Source organism: Reichenbachiella agariperforans (assembly GCF_900142205.1).
GTDB lineage: Bacteria > Bacteroidota > Bacteroidia > Cytophagales > Cyclobacteriaceae > Reichenbachiella > Reichenbachiella agariperforans.
Window position 1 is genome coordinate 1,034,301 of the sequence record NZ_FRAA01000001.1, and the last position, 17,480, is coordinate 1,051,780.

The 17,480-nt window shown below is 43.4% G+C and carries 16 protein-coding genes and 1 tRNA gene; 12 read left to right on the forward strand and 5 right to left on the reverse strand.

The window, feature by feature from the left end:
• The first annotated feature begins 96 nt into the window (after nt 1-96).
• From BUB99_RS03920 to BUB99_RS03930, 3 genes are all read left to right on the forward strand, one after another.
• Complete coding sequence (locus BUB99_RS03920) at nt 97-327, forward strand: hypothetical protein (RefSeq protein WP_139280886.1); 231 nt, start codon at nt 97-99, stop codon at nt 325-327.
• A 241-nt stretch (nt 328-568) separates the two neighbouring features.
• On the forward strand, nt 569-1,615 hold the full coding sequence (gene queA / locus BUB99_RS03925; protein WP_073119579.1) for a tRNA preQ1(34) S-adenosylmethionine ribosyltransferase-isomerase QueA: 1,047 nt from the start codon (nt 569-571) through the stop codon (nt 1,613-1,615).
• Between the two features lie 69 nt (nt 1,616-1,684).
• Complete coding sequence (locus BUB99_RS03930) at nt 1,685-2,365, forward strand: 2-C-methyl-D-erythritol 4-phosphate cytidylyltransferase (protein WP_073119580.1); 681 nt, start codon at nt 1,685-1,687, stop codon at nt 2,363-2,365.
• Nucleotides 2,366-2,420: 55 nt separating this feature from the next.
• Here BUB99_RS03930 and BUB99_RS03935 read toward each other — a convergent pair whose 3' ends face one another.
• Complete coding sequence (locus BUB99_RS03935; protein WP_073119581.1) at nt 2,421-2,642, reverse strand: DUF2795 domain-containing protein; 222 nt, start codon at nt 2,640-2,642, stop codon at nt 2,421-2,423.
• A 169-nt stretch (nt 2,643-2,811) separates the two neighbouring features.
• Nucleotides 2,812-4,083 carry a DUF349 domain-containing protein gene (locus BUB99_RS03940; RefSeq protein WP_073119582.1) on the reverse strand — a complete coding sequence of 424 codons (1,272 nt, stop codon included), beginning with the start codon at nt 4,081-4,083 and terminating at the stop codon, nt 2,812-2,814.
• Between the two features lie 93 nt (nt 4,084-4,176).
• Here BUB99_RS03940 and ettA point away from each other — a divergent pair, with 93 nt between their 5' ends.
• Entirely contained in the window at nt 4,177-5,856 is a 1,680-nt protein-coding gene (gene ettA / locus BUB99_RS03945; protein WP_073119583.1) for an energy-dependent translational throttle protein EttA, read from the forward strand.
• Nucleotides 5,857-5,887: 31 nt separating this feature from the next.
• Here ettA and BUB99_RS03950 read toward each other — a convergent pair whose 3' ends face one another.
• Entirely contained in the window at nt 5,888-6,919 is a 1,032-nt protein-coding gene (locus BUB99_RS03950) for a zinc dependent phospholipase C family protein (RefSeq protein WP_245816787.1), read from the reverse strand.
• A gap of 85 nt (nt 6,920-7,004) precedes the next feature.
• Here BUB99_RS03950 and BUB99_RS03955 point away from each other — a divergent pair, with 85 nt between their 5' ends.
• The 6 genes from BUB99_RS03955 to BUB99_RS03980 all read left to right on the forward strand — a co-directional run bounded on the left by BUB99_RS03955 (nt 7,005) and on the right by BUB99_RS03980 (nt 15,842).
• Nucleotides 7,005-8,387, forward strand: a complete 1,383-nt coding sequence (locus tag BUB99_RS03955) for a D-alanyl-D-alanine carboxypeptidase (protein WP_139280887.1) — start codon at nt 7,005-7,007, stop codon at nt 8,385-8,387.
• Between the two features lie 90 nt (nt 8,388-8,477).
• On the forward strand, nt 8,478-8,948 hold the full coding sequence (locus BUB99_RS03960; protein ID WP_073119587.1) for a MarR family winged helix-turn-helix transcriptional regulator: 471 nt from the start codon (nt 8,478-8,480) through the stop codon (nt 8,946-8,948).
• A 3-nt stretch (nt 8,949-8,951) separates the two neighbouring features.
• The gene (locus BUB99_RS03965; RefSeq protein ID WP_073119588.1) at nt 8,952-10,070 is read left to right on the forward strand and encodes an efflux RND transporter periplasmic adaptor subunit; all 1,119 of its coding nucleotides are present in this window, start codon (nt 8,952-8,954) and stop codon (nt 10,068-10,070) included.
• A gap of 3 nt (nt 10,071-10,073) precedes the next feature.
• The gene (locus tag BUB99_RS03970; RefSeq protein WP_073119591.1) at nt 10,074-13,229 is read left to right on the forward strand and encodes an efflux RND transporter permease subunit; all 3,156 of its coding nucleotides are present in this window, start codon (nt 10,074-10,076) and stop codon (nt 13,227-13,229) included.
• A complete protein-coding gene (locus BUB99_RS03975) occupies nt 13,222-14,535 on the forward strand; it encodes a TolC family protein (protein ID WP_073119594.1) in 1,314 nt (437 codons plus the stop codon). Before BUB99_RS03970 ends, BUB99_RS03975 begins: the two co-directional genes overlap by 8 nt.
• 89 nt (nt 14,536-14,624) lie before the next feature.
• Nucleotides 14,625-15,842 carry an MFS transporter gene (locus BUB99_RS03980; RefSeq protein WP_073120584.1) on the forward strand — a complete coding sequence of 406 codons (1,218 nt, stop codon included), beginning with the start codon at nt 14,625-14,627 and terminating at the stop codon, nt 15,840-15,842.
• 34 nt (nt 15,843-15,876) lie between these two features.
• On the opposite strand, the gene BUB99_RS03985 is transcribed toward BUB99_RS03980, so the two are convergent.
• Nucleotides 15,877-16,428, reverse strand: coding sequence for a thioredoxin family protein (locus BUB99_RS03985; protein ID WP_245816788.1), 552 nt, complete (start codon nt 16,426-16,428; stop codon nt 15,877-15,879).
• 140 nt (nt 16,429-16,568) lie between these two features.
• Here BUB99_RS03985 and BUB99_RS20360 point away from each other — a divergent pair, with 140 nt between their 5' ends.
• Complete coding sequence (locus BUB99_RS20360; protein ID WP_158584011.1) at nt 16,569-16,730, forward strand: hypothetical protein; 162 nt, start codon at nt 16,569-16,571, stop codon at nt 16,728-16,730.
• On the opposite strand, the gene BUB99_RS03990 is transcribed toward BUB99_RS20360, so the two are convergent.
• Nucleotides 16,731-17,114 carry an START-like domain-containing protein gene (locus tag BUB99_RS03990; RefSeq protein WP_073119600.1) on the reverse strand — a complete coding sequence of 128 codons (384 nt, stop codon included), beginning with the start codon at nt 17,112-17,114 and terminating at the stop codon, nt 16,731-16,733. It lies immediately after the preceding gene.
• Nucleotides 17,115-17,227: 113 nt separating this feature from the next.
• Between BUB99_RS03990 and BUB99_RS03995 the strand changes: the two genes are divergently transcribed.
• Nucleotides 17,228-17,301 (forward strand) — tRNA-Met (locus BUB99_RS03995).
• Nucleotides 17,302-17,480 lie beyond the last annotated feature (179 nt).

Below are 17,480 nucleotides of genomic sequence, written 5' to 3' on the forward strand. Positions count from 1 at the left end.
AATAATTAAATTAAATATTAAAAAAGTACAGATCAAGATTTGACAATTCGGATTTAAGGACATACTTTCATGCACTTAAATCAAAACTTATTACCAATGAAAATTTTGAAGAACGTTAATTTATTAATTATTGCATTTGTCTTCACACTAGCAGCAGCATCTTGTGAATCAAAAAGTAGCTCAACAGAAACTGCAGAAGTAACTGAAGAGGAAGTAGAAGTAGTAGAAACTACTCCTGAAGAAACCATGGAAGCTGACTCTACAGTTGTAGAAATGGAAGCTGACTCTTTGGCTACAGAAGAGGCTGACAGCCTTGTTGCAGAATAATCAAAAAAACAGGACAGATATCTGTCTCCGATAAACAAAAAGGACTCGCTAGCGAGTCCTTTTTGTTTATCGAGTATTTTAAATCTACCGGTGTTATAAAACATCAAATTAATTTGCTATTTTTGCCCTCTCATTTTTAAGATGAACGTAGTTTGCGTTTGTTTAAACACACAATTTGAATGATTCTATTTTCTTCTCAAGGAATATTCAATCTGGGTACCAATCCAATAAATTTTAGCGAATGAAATTATCAGAATTTAAGTTTGACCTGCCTCCAGGACTACTAGCCCTATACCCTACCGAAAATCGTGATGAAGCCAGAATGATGGTGATTCATAAAGACTCTGGTAAAATAGAGCACAAAGTCTTCACTGACTTCATTGATTACTTCAACGAAGGAGACAGCATCATAATTAATGACACAAAAGTTTTTCCCGCAAGACTATACGGAAACAAAGAAAAGACTGGCGCTAAAATCGAAGTATTTCTACTAAGAGAACTCAATAAAGAGCTACACCTATGGGATGTACTGGTAGATCCTGCTCGAAAAATCAGAGTTGGAAACAAGCTATACTTTGGTGAAGGAGACCTAGTGGCAGAAGTCATTGACAACACTACTTCTAGAGGTAGAACCATTCGTTTCTTATTTGACGGTACAGATGAGGAATTTTACAAAACGATCGACGAGTTAGGAGAAACTCCTTTACCTAAAGAGATCGCACGTAAGACAGAGCCTGAAGATCGTGAAAGATTCCAAACAATCTATGCGGACAAAGTCGGCGCAGTGGCTGCACCTACTGCAGGAGCTCACTTCACTATGCAAGTTCTCAAACGACTCGAACTAGCTGGCGTAGACGTCAACCCTATCACCCTACATTTAGGTTTGGGAACGTTCAGACCCGTCGATGTGGAAGACCTCACAAAGCACAAAATGGATTCTGAAAACTTCATAGTACCAGAGGCCACAGCGGACATCGTCAATAATGTACTGGACACGAAAAAGAACGTTTGTGCTATTGGTACAACGGTACTACGTGCACTAGAATCATCGGTATCAGCCAGCGACAGATTAAAGGCCAATGAGGGATGGACGGACAAATTCATATTCCCTCCATACGAACCGAAAATTGTTAAGTCTTTGTTGACCAATTTTCATCTCCCAGAATCAACGTTATTGATGAATGCAGCAGCATTTGGTGGATATGATTTAATCATGGATGCTTATCAAGTAGCGATCAAAGAGAAATACAGGTTCTTTAGTTATGGTGATGCCATGCTAATTATCTAATAACAGTGTAAAAACTTTATAAAAGCTCCAGCTATTAGTTTGGAGCTTTTTTTTGTTCATTTGCCACTCATGAGCTTACTAAAACATGCCATCATCGTAGCAGGAGGTATCGGCAGCCGTATGCAGGCCAGTACACCTAAGCAGTTTCTTCTCCTTGAAGATCGTCCAGTACTAATGCACACACTTGAAGCATTCTACAGCTATGACTCTAGCATAACACTAACAGTAGTACTACCTAAGGAGCATGTGACATACTGGCAACAACTCATTGACACACATCGTTTTACCATCCCTCATCAGATCACTCATGGAGGGCGCTCACGGTTCGAATCTGTCCGAAACGGACTCTCGGTGATTGACTCAAAAGGACTCGTAGCAGTGCATGACGGAGCAAGACCGCTCATCTCATCAGCGGTGATCGCACGAACGTTTGATCAAGCAGAAAAACATGGAAATGCTACAGCAGCAGTAGCTATAAAAGATTCTCTCCGACGAGTAAGTACTAATCAAAACCATGCAGTAGACCGATCCGAATATGTATCCATTCAAACTCCTCAGACTTTCAATATTTCATTGATCAAGGCCGCTTTCGCTCATGCCTCTCATGACCAATTTACCGATGACGCAAGTGTACTGGAGCACTATGGAGAGACAATCAATCTGGTTGAAGGAGATTACGCTAATCTCAAGATCACGACTCCAGAAGATATTTGGATAGCAGAAGCAATACTAAAGAGTAGAAAAAAATAATGCCTAATCGTGAGATCAGGCATTCAATTCTTATATCAGAAACGTAGGTACTGTATCAGTACTCGTCCTCATTAAAAAAGAAATCTTCTTTTGTAGGGTAATCAGGCCATATCTCCTCAATATTTTCAAATGGCTGACCATCATCCTCTAATTCTTGTAAATTCTCAACAACTTCCAAAGGAGCTCCCGATCTGATAGAGTAATCAATCAATTCATCTTTTGAAGCTGGCCAAGGAGCATCTTCCAAATACGACGCTAATTCTAATGTCCAATACATATTAAATCCCTTGTTTTAGTGGTTTCTTAATTTGTCTGCAAAAATATATTTTTAAACGACATTTCAAACAATACTGAAAAATATAAACAACTATATTTCTTTTAATATACACTAGACATCAAAAAAACACAAGAGTCACCTTAACAAAATACGAATGTATAATCTGAGACTAAGCTTCTTTGATCTTCTCTTGAATTTCCTTCAGAATTTCACGTTTGGTCGTCACCTTATCTTGTTGCGTCTGAAGTTTAGCCTCCAACATATCTACAAAAGACCCTTTGTTGATATGCATCTTCTCCAAATTCTCCTGAAACGAACTCAGCTCTGTTTCATCCCTTCTCAATAGGTCTCTGATCACTTTTTGTAGTGCGTGAAGTTTATCTTTATCTTCCTTGGATTTAAAATCCTTGACCTTCTTTTTGGTGAGTTGTAGAACAAACTGACGTTCTTGTATAGCACGAGAAAGCTTTAAATACTGATCATGTATCTCGCTATTATCCTTGCGAGATAGAGGACCACACTTTTTCCATTCTTGACCTAGCTGTTTCACTTTAGCAACCTGATCTGCACGCAAACTTTCGTGCAAAACCTCTTCCATCTGCTTGATCACCTCCTGACGCTGTGCCAGACTCTCTTTTTTACTCTTAGATTTATTTTTGGATTGCTCTTTTTGCACAGATCTCTTTTGATCGAAATACTGCTGACAAAGTTCCCAATATTGATCGTTCAGCGCTTTGAACTCCGCCTCTGGCACTCTACCTATCTCCTTCCATTCGGACTGAAGAGATTTGACAACACTCAATGAGGAGGAGAAATCCTTCGCTTTAATAAAGCCCTCTATCTTGGCAATAATGGCTTTGTATTCGACAACTCTAGCGTTGAGTAGGTCTTTTTTGTCTTCGTCAAAGGCGTTTCTTTTTTCAAAAAAAGCATCCATCCCTGCCTTAAACTTAGACTCTAACTCCTCCTTAACTTCTTCTCCTGGACTACCCGTTTTTATCCATCTCGACTTGAGACCTTTGATTTGCTCAAAAGCCTCATCTATATCGTTATTCTCTAAAATGGCATCCAACTCTAGCAGGAGTGCTGTTTTAATATCCGTATTCTTTTGACGGTTTTGGGCAACATAATCCTCCAGCAGATTGACATTAAGATCGATCTTCTCTTGCAAGCTCACATAATCACCCAAACCAGCATGCGTTGGTAACTGATCTTTAATATTGAGCAGGCTAGATAGAAATGAGCCTTTGTTGTTTGAAGTATTTATCTTGTTTTCGACTTCCGAAAACTTATTTAAGAGCTTTTCAAAACTAGCCACGTATTGTGCGACTACTGACACTGCATCATCATCTGACACTGCTTTTAACTCCAACTGCTTAAAATCCCCAGCGGCATCTCTATAAAGTATGCCATCTGCGATATGTCCAAAAGGTATTTCCACCGTACTAAAAGAATATTAAAATTGGCTGCAATTTAGCCATTCAAGCCCAAGACAGAATTATTTTCGCCATATTTGTCGAAAATAATTGATACAATGAGTGACGAAAAAGTAATCTTTTCAATGGCTGGGGTATCCAAAATCTACCCTCCACAAAAACAAGTTCTAAAGAATATCTACCTCTCCTTTTTCTATGGTGCCAAAATCGGCGTTTTGGGTCTGAACGGATCAGGAAAATCGTCATTATTGAGAATCATTGCTGGAGTTGACACAGAATACCAAGGCGAAGTTGTGTTTTCAGATGGCTATTCCATCGGCCTCCTCGAACAAGAACCTAAGTTGGATCCTAAAAAGACGGTCAAGGAAATTGTGCAAGAAGGAGTACAAGAAACCATGGATTTACTCGCAAAGTTCGAAGAAATCAACTTAAAATTTGCTGATCCTGAAATACTCGATAACCCAGACGCCATGGATAAACTCATGGCTGATCAAGCCACTGTTCAAGAAAAATTAGACAATCTCAACGCATGGGAGCTAGACAGCAAACTAGATCGCGCTATGGATGCGCTACGCACTCCTCCCGCAGATGCACTGATAGAAAACCTATCGGGTGGAGAAAAAAGAAGAGTCGCTCTATGTCGCCTACTACTCCAAGAGCCCGATGTATTGCTCCTAGATGAACCTACCAACCACCTCGATGCAGAGTCAGTACACTGGTTAGAACAACACCTCACACAGTACAAAGGAACTGTCATCGCAGTGACGCATGATAGATACTTCCTTGATAATGTCGCAGGATGGATACTCGAACTCGACCGTGGAGAAGGTATCCCATGGAAGGGAAACTACTCTTCATGGCTAGAGCAAAAACAAAAACGACTCGAAAAAGAAGAGAAGACTGAATCAAAACGTCAGAAGACGCTACAACGCGAGCTCGAATGGGTACGCATGGCACCAAAAGGTCGTCAAGCCAAAGCCAAAGCAAGATTGAATGCCTATGATAAATTGGCTGGTCAAGACGCAGCAGAACGAGAATCTAAGCTAGAGTTATTCATTCCCGCTGGTGAAAGACTAGGTTCCAAAGTCATAGAAGTAGAAGGCGTTTCCAAGTCATTTGGAGACAAACTATTGTACGAAAACCTCACTTTTTCTCTCCCACAAGGGGGAATCGTTGGTATCGTTGGTCCCAATGGAGCTGGTAAAACGACGCTTTTCAACATGATTACGGGCAAAGAAAAGCCTGATACTGGAACCTTCGACATAGGATCGACGGTACAAATTGCCTATGTAGATCAAGAGCACGATCATCTAGACCCAAACAAAACGGTATGGGAAACTATCTCAGAAGGTAATGAACTGATTGATCTTGGCGGTAGACAAATCAACTCGCGCGCTTATGTAAGCAAGTTCAACTTCGGAGGAGGAGATCAAGGTAAAAAAGTAGGCGATCTATCCGGAGGAGAACGTAACCGCGTACACCTCGCTATGACACTCAAAGAAGGAGCAAACCTGTTGCTACTGGATGAACCTACCAACGACCTGGATGTCAATACTCTCCGAGCACTCGAAGAAGGCTTGGATAACTTTGCAGGATGTGCAGTGATCATCAGTCACGACAGATGGTTCTTGGACAGAGTATGTACACATACACTAGCCTTCGAAGGAGATAGCCAAGTAGTATATTTTGAGGGTAGCTTCTCTGACTATGAAGAGGCCAAAATCAAGCGCCTAGGTAATGCAGAGCCTAAGCGTATCAAATACAAAAAACTTCAGTAGCGATAAAACGCATACTGGTTAAGAGCAGAGATCAATTATGCTCTCTGCTCTTAACTGTTCTTTCTTCCCAAGACTCCCGCTCTTCCTTAAGCTTTTCGATTTCTTTGGTGTCCAAATTGAGCTGTAGCAGGTCAATAGCATCTGGCTGTCCCGCATCCACCCAGCAGGTGTACCATATATCCCCTACCATTTTGATACTCGCCCGCATCTGTCGCTCGACCATTCCATTCAGCCTTTGATGATACAGTTTCGAGTAGTGCTTCGAATACACTTTGACCGATCTATTGCCACGCTCTTCATAGGAGTACTTCTTGCTCTCCGATACATCTGTCGTTAATTCCCTTTCAAATCCTAATACCGAATCCAACGCCAGATGCGCCTGAGAGACTCCATCCCAAACATAACTATTCACATCATCTACATAGACTGCCCTACCGACAAAAAAATCATACTCTTCATCATACAGTTCTGGCAATCGGGATTCCCAAAACCCATGAATCCCGTACTGTCCAGTCAACTGCCCATTGTAATTTTCAGTGGTATGAAGTGGTACATTAGAATCCGCTATGTAATGACCTATATCTGCCGAATAGCGTAAAATGTGTTCTAAATTTCTCTCTTCAAATGCACGAGTCAACTGCCATTTCATAAACGAAATATGCCAAGGGACAATGCCATAAGCTTGCAAAGTATCCTCCGTAAACATCGCCACGGCACTATCCCATCGATGCGGCAAAATAGACAAAGCATCCTCTCCGTATACATCCAAATCAATATAGTGACGTGGCGCTTCTTCCTTGATGGCGTAGCGTCTCTCGTCGGGATTGACAGCATTTTCAGTCATATAGACTATGTGTCGCTTATAAAAATCAATTAAATCTGGGGGGAGGGTAAATACAGCTAGTCGATTGATCTTGCGGTGCGCATGAAAACCCCAATAGTAGCTTCCTGTACTCGTCAAGGATGAACAAAACAAAAACAGGCCAAGAATCCATTTTCTATACATCAGTGCAGTGAGTTGGTTGGTTGAATAACTCCTCCTCGGGACAAGCTCCCAAGGCATTAACTTTCTAATCGATCCATTATCCCTGCGGTTAGCAGAGCTAATAGACTTAACAGGTTATGCCCTGCGATTAAAAATAACCCTTTTGACAGAAATCACACCCGATGCTCACCTATTTTTTAAAGAGAAACCTGTAACATTGAGCATGATTCTTAACAGAGTAGCCGCACTCCTCTTCGTATGTATATCTGTCACCTCCTGTGTGACCATGAAACAAAACCTCAAGAGTAAAAAAATTACCAAAAGCATCCTTGAAGACGAAGTGTTACAGGATCATTTTACAGGTTTTGTCCTCCACGACCCTGAAGCCAACGAAAACCTCATAGAACTAAATGCTGATAAATTCTTCACACCAGCCTCCAATACCAAACTGATCACCTTCTATGGCGGACTAATGGCCTTAGGCGATTCTATTCCTGGACTGATCTACGAAACAAGAAACGATACCCTCTTTTTTACAGGAACTGGCGACCCCACTTTTTTGAATCCTGACTTCAACAACCAAGTTGCGTTTGACTTCATCAGCAACTCACCGCTACACCTAGCTTATGTAACCCCTAATTTCAAAGATGATATTCATGCACCTGGTTGGACTTGGGAAGATTATGAATATTACTTTCAGGCAGAACGCAGTGGATTTCCTGTTTATGCCAACGAAGTGCATTTCATCTATGACACTTTGCGCCACGAATTTGACATTCTCCCTCGGTTCTTCGAAGATCAGGTTCAGCTCTATGAGACTTTCGAAAAGACTTACTCACATGCCAGAAACCTCCATGCCAACATCTTTCATTTCGCTCCTGATACGGCTCGATCAGCTTACAAAAACCGAATTCCATTTCAAACCTCTGACGAACTCACACTTGCCCTACTACAAGACACCCTCCACCGCAAGGTACACTTGGCTCAAAACTTTGAATTTGAGTACCCTCAAACCATCTACTCTATAGAATCGAACGACATCTATGCACTAATGCTCAAACGTAGCGACAACTTCATCGCCGAACAATTGCAGTATCTCGCCACGAGCGAACTAAAAATCGAAATGAATTCCACAGCTTTTCGCAACCAGCTGCTCCTAAGAGAACTCTACCCCTATAGAGAACAACTCGTTTGGAAGGATGGGTCTGGCCTATCTCGATACAACCTAGTCACCCCTCAGTTTATGATCAGTCTAATGAAACTGATCTTAGCAGAAATCACGATTGACAGATTCAAATCCCTACTACCTACAGGTGGCACAGATGGCACGATTAAAGGCTGGTACAAGCCCGAAGAAGGTCAACCTCCTTATATTTATGCTAAGACGGGAACGCTCAGCAACAATCACAACCTCACTGGAATTATCCATACCCAATCTGGAAAAGACCTCCTTTTCACCTTCATGAACAACAATTACCGAGGCAGCTCATATCCCGTCAAATCCGAAATGCAAAAAATTCTAAAGCATATTCACGAGACCTACTAGCTCGACCACTCATCATGCCAATTTACCTTTTTTACAAATAGTTGGTTGCATATACAACCATCCCCATCTACTTTCGTATTCCATTCGAAGATGAGCAAAAACATGCATCCATTAGACGAGTCATTGTTACCTTGGATTGGCAAAACCACCAAGGCATTGGATCATTTCATTACCGAAATGTTTGCCAGTTGTGGTATCCAGCTAACCAAGGCACAATTCATCTTGCTACGCGTCCTTGCCAAACACGAGGGCATCAAGCAAAATGACCTAGCAAGCTTTGCGAGTCGAGAGAAAACTACACTGGCGCGGTTACTCACGACTATGGAGAAAAAAAATCTCGTCTACCGAAAAGGTTCTGACACGGACAAAAGAACCAATTTGGTATTCATTTCACCACAAGGAAAAGAAGAACTAGACAAGGCCATACCTGCATTGGTAGAGTCACTCCAGCTGATACAGTCTGGCATCACAAAAAAAGAATTATCTATAACATTAGGGGTATTACAAAGGATTAGAAAAAACATCAACGCGGATGAATTTTCTAATCCTTGCAAGCATTAAATCATGAACAGAAAAGTTACAATTGTATTAGGGATCGCACTAATCGCAGCAGGTATCTTCGGGTACAAAAAAATCTCCAACATTGAAAAGGATGAAAAGAAGCCTGCCGAAAAAGCACTCTCCACCATTTTTACCGAGACGGTAAAAAACCAGTCCGAGTCAATCAACATCACCGAAAGTGGTAGACTCACCGCCAAAAACAAAGCAGACATCTATGCCGAAGTACAAGGAGTGATGCAAACCACAGGGAAGGAATTCAAAGCAGGTGTGCAGTTCAGTAAAGGACAAGTCCTCGTCAAAATAAAGAGCAGTGACTCCTATGCCAATCTTCAAGCACAGAAAAGTGTCCTCCAAAATTTGGTCACTAGCATTCTGCCAGATCTGAGACTAGACTATCCAGAATCTTTCGAGAGATGGAACCAATACGTCATCAACTTTGACATAGACAAACCCATCCCTGCACTGCCAGAGACAGCTTCTGACAAAGAAAAATACTTTATCACTGGCAAAAACATCTATACCACCTACTACAACACCAAAAATCTAGAAATCGTCCAGAGCAAATACAACATCCGCGCACCATATAGTGGTGTAGTCACTGAGGCTCTCGTACGTCCAGGCACTGTCATCCGCACAGGACAAAAACTCGGTGAGTTCATCGATCCGTCAGTGTACGAACTAGAAATCGCAATTAGTCATTCGATGATTTCCTCATTAGCTCCAGGCCAAAATGTTATGGTTTCATCCCCAGGATCTGACCAAGCATGGGTAGGAAAAGTCGCCCGTATCAACGGCAAAGTAGACGCAACTACCCAAACGGTTCTCGTATTCATCGACGTGAAGGGAGAAGGGCTCAAAGAGGGGCTCTACCTCGAAGCGCACATCGAGGGACAAAAAGTCGATCAAGTCTACGAGCTAGACAGCAAGCTACTCGTAGGAGGAAACAAAATATACACCGTAGTAGACAACAAACTCAAACTCGTCTCCATTCAGGTCATCCACAAGACGCAAGAGACCGTCATCGTATCTGGCCTGACTGATGGGACAGAGATCGTATCCAAACTGGTACCAGGTGCCTACGAGGGCATGGAAGTCAAAGTGTACAGCGAAAAAAAGCAGTAAACCATGCAGAAAATTATTGATCATTTCATCAAGTATCCAGTCGCTGGCTGGATCATAGTCATCGCGTTTGTCTTTTTGGGACTAACGGGGCTATTCAACCTCAAGTCTTCCTTTTTTCCCTTGGTGGAAAGCCGAGACATCACGGTCAGCGTGACCTACCCTGGAGCCTCTCCTCAAGAGATGGAAGAAGGAATCGTTCTCAAGATCGAAGACAATATCCGTGGACTAGTAGGTATTGATAGGTTCACTTCTACCTCCTCCGAAAACAGTGCCAGCATCTACGTCGAAGTGCTCAAAGGATACGACATAGATGCCGTACTCGCAGATGTCAAAAATGCCGTCGATCGTATCCCTTCTTTCCCTGTCGGGATGGAGCCCCCCGTAGTATCCAAAGGGATATTCATCACAGAGGTAATCTCGATGACCCTCAGCGGGGACAACGTCCCGTTAACTTCTCTCAAATCCATGGCACGAGATGTCGAGACAGACCTCAAAAACATCCCTGGAATCTCACAAGTAGATATCATCGGCTATCCCGAAGAAGAGATTGAAATTGCACTGAGCGAAGACAAACTAAGAGCCTATGACTTGACCTTCGAAGATGTGGCACGTGCCATCTCCTCGACCAACATCCTAGTCACGGGTGGTACCATCAAGACCCCTACAGAGGAATACTTGATCCGAGTCAGCAACCGCGCATACTACGGTGACGAACTGGATCACCTGATCGTCAAAGCCAGTGACAATGGTAACCTCATCCGTCTGCGCGACATAGCTATTGTGCGTGACCGCTGGTCTGAGACGCCTGACAGGCTGTTTTACAACGGAAAACAGGCCGTTCGCCTACGGACAGATGCGACCATCTCCGAAGACTTGATCGATGTAGCAGAGAAAACCAAGACCTACATCACCGAATTCAACGCGACACATGACAATGTCCAACTGGACATCATCCGTGACTCTTCCATCACAGTACTCCAACGCTCACAGCTACTGCTCGAAAACGGCGTAGTGGGGATGCTACTTGTCCTCTTTTTCTTAGCGATCTTCTTAAAACCAAGACTCGCTTTTTGGGTGGCCTTTGGTTTGCCGATTGCATTCTTGGGGATGTTTATGTTTGCTTCATTTGCTGGAGTGACGATCAACGTCCTGTCGCTCTTTGGGATGATCATCGTGATCGGTATCCTCGTTGATGACGGGATCGTGATCGCTGAAAACATCTACTATCACCACGAACGAGGACTCAGCCCAATACAAGCAGCAGTAGTCGGTACACGCGAAGTATTCCCAGCGATCATCTCGGCGATTCTGACGACATTGGTAGCCTTCTCGACCTTCTTCTTTTTGGAGGGACGTATCGGAGAGTTCTTTGGAGAGGTCGCAACCATCGTGATCTTGACGCTAAGTATCTCACTAGTAGAGGCACTCATCATCCTGCCTTCACACGTAGCACACTCCAAGGCCCTGTCCAAAGAGCAAAAGACCTACGCGTTCAACCGCTATGCTGAGAAAGGCATGAATTGGTTCAGGGACAAAGCCTATGTCCCGTTCTTAGAGTTCTTTTTGCATCACAAACTCCTAGGATTTGCCATCCCAATATTCATGCTGGCACTGACAATAGGATCAATGAACGCTGGAATCATTCGTACGACTTTCTTTCCTCAGATAGCCAGTGATCGAGTCACCATCTCACTCACCATGCCACAGGGGACTCATGAGTCCATCACAGACTCGATTATTACAGAAATCGAACGAATCACCTGGGAAGTAAGTGAGCGCTTTGATCAGAAACAAGACAAGGATGCAATCGAAAATATCATCCGAAGAATTGGCCCTGGCACATCCAAAGCCACACTGTACATCCACCTCCTCCCTGGTGAAGAACGGATGTTTCCATCCTATGAACTCTCTACAGCGGTCAGCGAAGCAGTAGGTGAAATTCATAGTGCAGAAAGCGTGGTGTACAGTTCGGGGGGTAACTTCGGCGGACTACCGATCTCAATCTCCCTACTCAGTGACAACATCGAAGAGCTCAAAGGAGCCAAAGCGGATCTCAAGGAATACATGAAAGAAAATGCACTCCTCAAAGATATCCAAGACAATGATCCACAGGGTATCAAGGAGATCAAAATCACACTCAAGGATCGCGCCTATGCCATGGGCTTCAGGCTCGACGATGTGATTGGTCAAGTTCGTAATGGCTTCTTTGGCTACCAAGCCCAGAGATTTCAGCGGCGTAGAGACGAAATCAAAGTCTGGGTACGCTACGACGAGGAAGAACGCTCCTCGATCAAAAACTTAGACGACATGCGTATCGTGAGTTCACAAGGAGACCGTGTACCACTCAGCGAAATTGTGAATTATGAAATCGCTCGTGGTGAGATCTCTATCAATCACCTCAACGGGAAACGTGAAATACGCGTCGATGCGGATTTCAAAGACCCGAAGACGAGTGCAACTGAGGTCATGGCTACCATCAAGGAAGACATGCTTCCTATACTCAAAGCCAAATACCCCAACGTCTCGCCGATATTTGAAGGACAAAATCGTGAAGCAAACAAGACACAGACTTCTGCGGCACAAGTCATTCCGATTATCTTTTTCTCCATCTTCCTGATCATTGCCTTTACGTTCCGGTCGTTTAGCCAGCCCCTCTTGCTGTTGCTAATGATCCCGTTTAGTCTGATCGGTGTAGCTTGGGGACACTGGATACATGAGTTCCCGATCAATATGCTGTCCTTCCTCGGTATCATCGCATTGATCGGTATAGTCGTCAACGACGGTTTGGTACTCATCGGCAAGATGAACAGTAACTTGAAAGAAGGCATGAACTACAACGATGCGCTAATCGAAGCGGGCAAGTCAAGGTTCCGGGCCATCTTTTTGACATCCATCACGACAGTAGCTGGTTTAGCTCCATTGATTTTTGAGACGAGTCGTCAGGCACAGTTTCTGATCCCAATGGCCATAGCCATCGCCTACGGTATCGTCATGGCGACTGTGCTGACGCTGGTCATGCTACCACTCATGCTCGCTACAGGCAATGACGTCAAAGTCTATTGGCTATGGCTATGGCATGGCAAGAAGCCAACCCAAGAAGAAGTAGAACGTGCAGTAAAAGAATTAGAAGTAGAAAACGGTGAACACGGTCATGAATAAATACATCATCATAGCAATCTTGAGTCTGGGGTCCATGGCCTCAGCCCTGGGACAAGAAGTACTAAGTAAATCCGATGCGGTATCCATCGCCTTGGAAAACAACTTTGACATCCGAGCAGCCACAATCGACCAAGAGGTCGCCGAAAACAACGCCAGTTTGCTCAACAGTGGCTACCTGCCGACAGTCAATGGCTCTGCTGCTGGAAACTATTCGGTATCCAACTCCAACCTGTCCTACAGCTCCGGAGCAGACACCACGATCAATGGAGCAAACAGCTACGGTGCGAATGCTCAAGTACAGCTCAACTACACGGTGTTTGATGGTATGGGTAGATTGTACGATTACAAAATCCTACAAGTCAACTACCAACTCAGCGAGCTACAGGCACGCGCTGTGATGGAAAACACGTTGATCAACCTATTTACGGGATACTATGAGATCGCACGCCTCACCGAAAACGAGCTCAATCAAAAGCAAACGTTGGACATCTCTCGTGACCGCTTGCAGCGCGCCAAGTACAGTTATGACTATGGTCAAAACACCAATCTGGATGTACTCAATGCCGAGGTGGATTACAACACAGATAGTATCAGTTACTTGACGATCCAGCAGCAGCTCCGCAACGAAAAGCGAAACCTCAACTTGATGATGGGGCGAGACGTGAGCGTGGAATTTGAGGTAGATACCACGTTGGTATTTGACGGCCTCTTGTACAACACCCTAGCAGAAAATGCACAAGCATACAACGCTACTTTACTGCAAGAAAGAAGCCGCCTCACCAGTAGCCATTATGGTATCCGGACGGCTCAATCTGCCATCATTCCAAAAATCGGAATCAACGGATCCTACGGATACAACTACAACCACAATGCACCCGGCAACTTCCTCAGCGAGATCAACTCGACCACAGGTACGGTAGGTGCCTCTCTATCCTGGAACATCTTCGATGGAGGGAAATCCAATATCCAGCGACAAAACAGTAGACTCGCCTATGAAAACCAACAAGTCACGCTCGAAAAAGCAGAGCTGACCCTCGAGACGCAGTTGCAAAACGCCTGGACAATCTACCAGACGGCACTCTTCGTCATGCAGGCTGAAGCCAAAAACCTGCAAACCAACGAGCGCAACTTTGACCGATCTCAAGAGCAATACCAACTCGGACAGATCACCTCGATTGAATTTAGACAGGCGCAGTTCAACCTGCTCAACGCCAACCTCAACTACAACCAAGCCAAGTACAGCGCCAAACAGGCGGAGCTCGCACTCTTACAACTGAGCGGCACTTTGCTACAAGCTAGCTTCTAAGTAGACATTGGTCAGGAGGAATCTGTCGTCGGTCGATCTCATCAACCCACGACGGATTCCTTCGTATGACTAGTCAGGTCAAAAAAATCATGCAAAAAAAGCTTGAAGAAAGAATCGTATTGTTTTCACTCTGGTTATTGATGTTTTCATCTAGTAGCCAGTTCTTCATCATGTCACCCATCCTCTCACAGATCGGGGAACAACTCACTATTCCAGAACAATGGCTAGGAACACTGATCACGGCCTACGCCATATCACTTGCTATCATGGCGTTAATGATCGGACCGATATCAGACCGCTACGGAAGACGGAAAATACTACTAGTTGGCTGTGGAAGTTCAGCCATAGTTCTCTTACTTCACCCATTGGCCTATAACTACTATAGCCTACTTACCCTCCGAATTCTAGCTGGACTCGCTGGAGGTGTTCTCGCAGGTAGTTGTGTCGCTTATGTAGGAGATTATTTCAGTATCGGACGTAGAGGTTGGGCCAATGGTATCGTAGCAACAGGTAGTGCTGCTGGACAAATCATAGGTATCCCAATGGGAACACTGCTCTCAGGCTGGATAGGTTTTTACGCTCCCTTCCAGTTTTTTGGCGTAATGATCGCCATAGCCTTTGTAGTCATTCTAATCAAACTACCACAACCCATTCTACCCAATCAAAACTGCAAAACAGGAGTATTTCAGGCCAGTCGAGACTACCTCAAACTACTCCGTGAACCTGGAGTTAAAAGCATTGCCATGGGCTACATTTTGTCCTTTTTCAGTATCTCAATTTTCATTGTCTACTTCCCTACTTGGCTAGAAAATTCTTTCCGAATCGATAACTATGAAATCGCCATACTGTTCCTGATCGGCGGTATAGCGACTGTTTTGGCAGGCCCAATTTCTGGCCGACTCTCGGACAAGCGTGGACGTGGGCAGATCATCGTTCTCACCAACCTCATATTGGCTATTGCACTACCAATATCCGTTTTCGTTCTCAATCAGCACTATGTATTTTACCCAGTTGTATTTTTCGTAATTATGGTATTTATCGTAGCGCGTCGTGTTCCCTTTCAGACTTTGGCTGGAGACATCGTCCAAGATCAACATCGAGGTAGGATGATGAGTCTAACGCTCTCTATTGGTCAGATAGGAATGGCTTTGGGTTCTGGGCTTGCTGGACTAGTATATACTCAGATAGGTTTTATTGGAAATGCTGTCTTTGCAGCCATAGCCTGCTTCACCATGGCTATCATTATACAGCGTTATTTCCCAGACTATCAAACCAAAAGAAAAATAGCCAATAGCCGCTTATCCTAAAACACCGAAGACTTACAACTAATTCACTAAAGATCTACAAGCTAGACTTGTAACTCTCCTCATACTCTTTCCATGGAGTCTCCTTGTACTCGTCTTCTCCATAGTAGTGGATGATCTTATCAAACACAGGTGCTTCTAAATAACCAGGCACAGGGGACAACATCCTAAATTCCTCATCCATGAAGACAACAGTCGGGTAACTCATTTTTCCATTCAACAATGAATAGGCTAGCTCGTGGATACCATTTCGACCACTATCCACCCATTTAAAAGTATGATCATTGAACTCAATATTCTCCTTTTGTTCTGCATTGAGCTTCACAGGATAATATTTATCATTGAGATATTTGGCAATTTCTGGATGATTAAATGTGGCCTTGTCCATTTTCTTACACCACCCACACCAATCCGTGTACACATCGATAAAGATTTTCTTAGGCTCTTTTTTATTCAGTGCGACAGCCTCTTCAAAAGAATACCACTTTACCTCCTCCTCTTTTTGATCTGCTACTTTCATCACAAAAGCAGAACTCAACAAAGCCATCAATATCAACGAACCGAGTATAACCGTATATTTTTTCATCATAGCATATTTATCACCCTCACAAAGGTATGAAATTCATCTCAATAGATAGCGTACATAATCAGGGAGCTAAAAGTTTCAAACAGGGCAGTTTTTTGTAAATCAACAAGGATATCTTAAATTGACAGATATAACCTTATATCATGGAAAACTGCAATAAATGTGAAAAGCGAGCAGTGCTCAAATGCAGAGGCTGTGGGCGTATGTGGTGCAAAAATTGTCATGCCGAAGTAGGAAAACCTGGACTATTTGCGGGCAAGTGTGGCGTATGCGAAGGGATAGTCGTGAGACTAGAGCATGTCTAATCACCCGCCCACTAACTCCTTTAGATTAAAAATGAGACTCTCCCAGAGATCTTGTAGTTCCTGCTCGTCATCCATTTCTGAAAAGTCCGTCACGCGAATAAAAACCTCCTGCGTCAGCTCATTCATATCTATCTTGAACTCCACATAATTAGGTTCCTCGTCATCAGATATAAACTCAAAACAAACCTGACTATTGGTACGATGAGAGATCATTCGAGCTTTACTCTCTTCACCATCCCAGATAAAAGTAAACACCTTATCTTCGTCGATATTGACATCATCGGCAAACCACTGTGCCAGACCACTAGCGGAAGACATATAAGGATACAGCATTTTTTTCGATGCTTTTATTTCATACTCTCCTATGTACTTGAATTTACTCATAATCAGATCGATATAAAGACACTGTTAATTTTTCCCGTAAGCTAATCCATTTTTTTTCTAATCAGCCATGGTTAAATCAACAATAATAATAACTTTGCACCTCCAAAATCAATGGCGAGGTAGCTCAGTTGGTTAGAGCGCAGGATTCATAACCCTGAGGTCACGGGTTCAACTCCCGTCTTCGCTACAATTTTTAACCCTTGTATTCTTGTAATATAAGGGTTTTTGTTTTTTTAGAAAGACTTTTTAAGCTTTTAATTAGCACGCCCAAATCATCAAATTCTACCGAATATTATCCGATAACACACGGTGATATTTCTCAAAAAAAATAGATTTGTAGGGCAAAGATCAAATCCAGAAATCCTC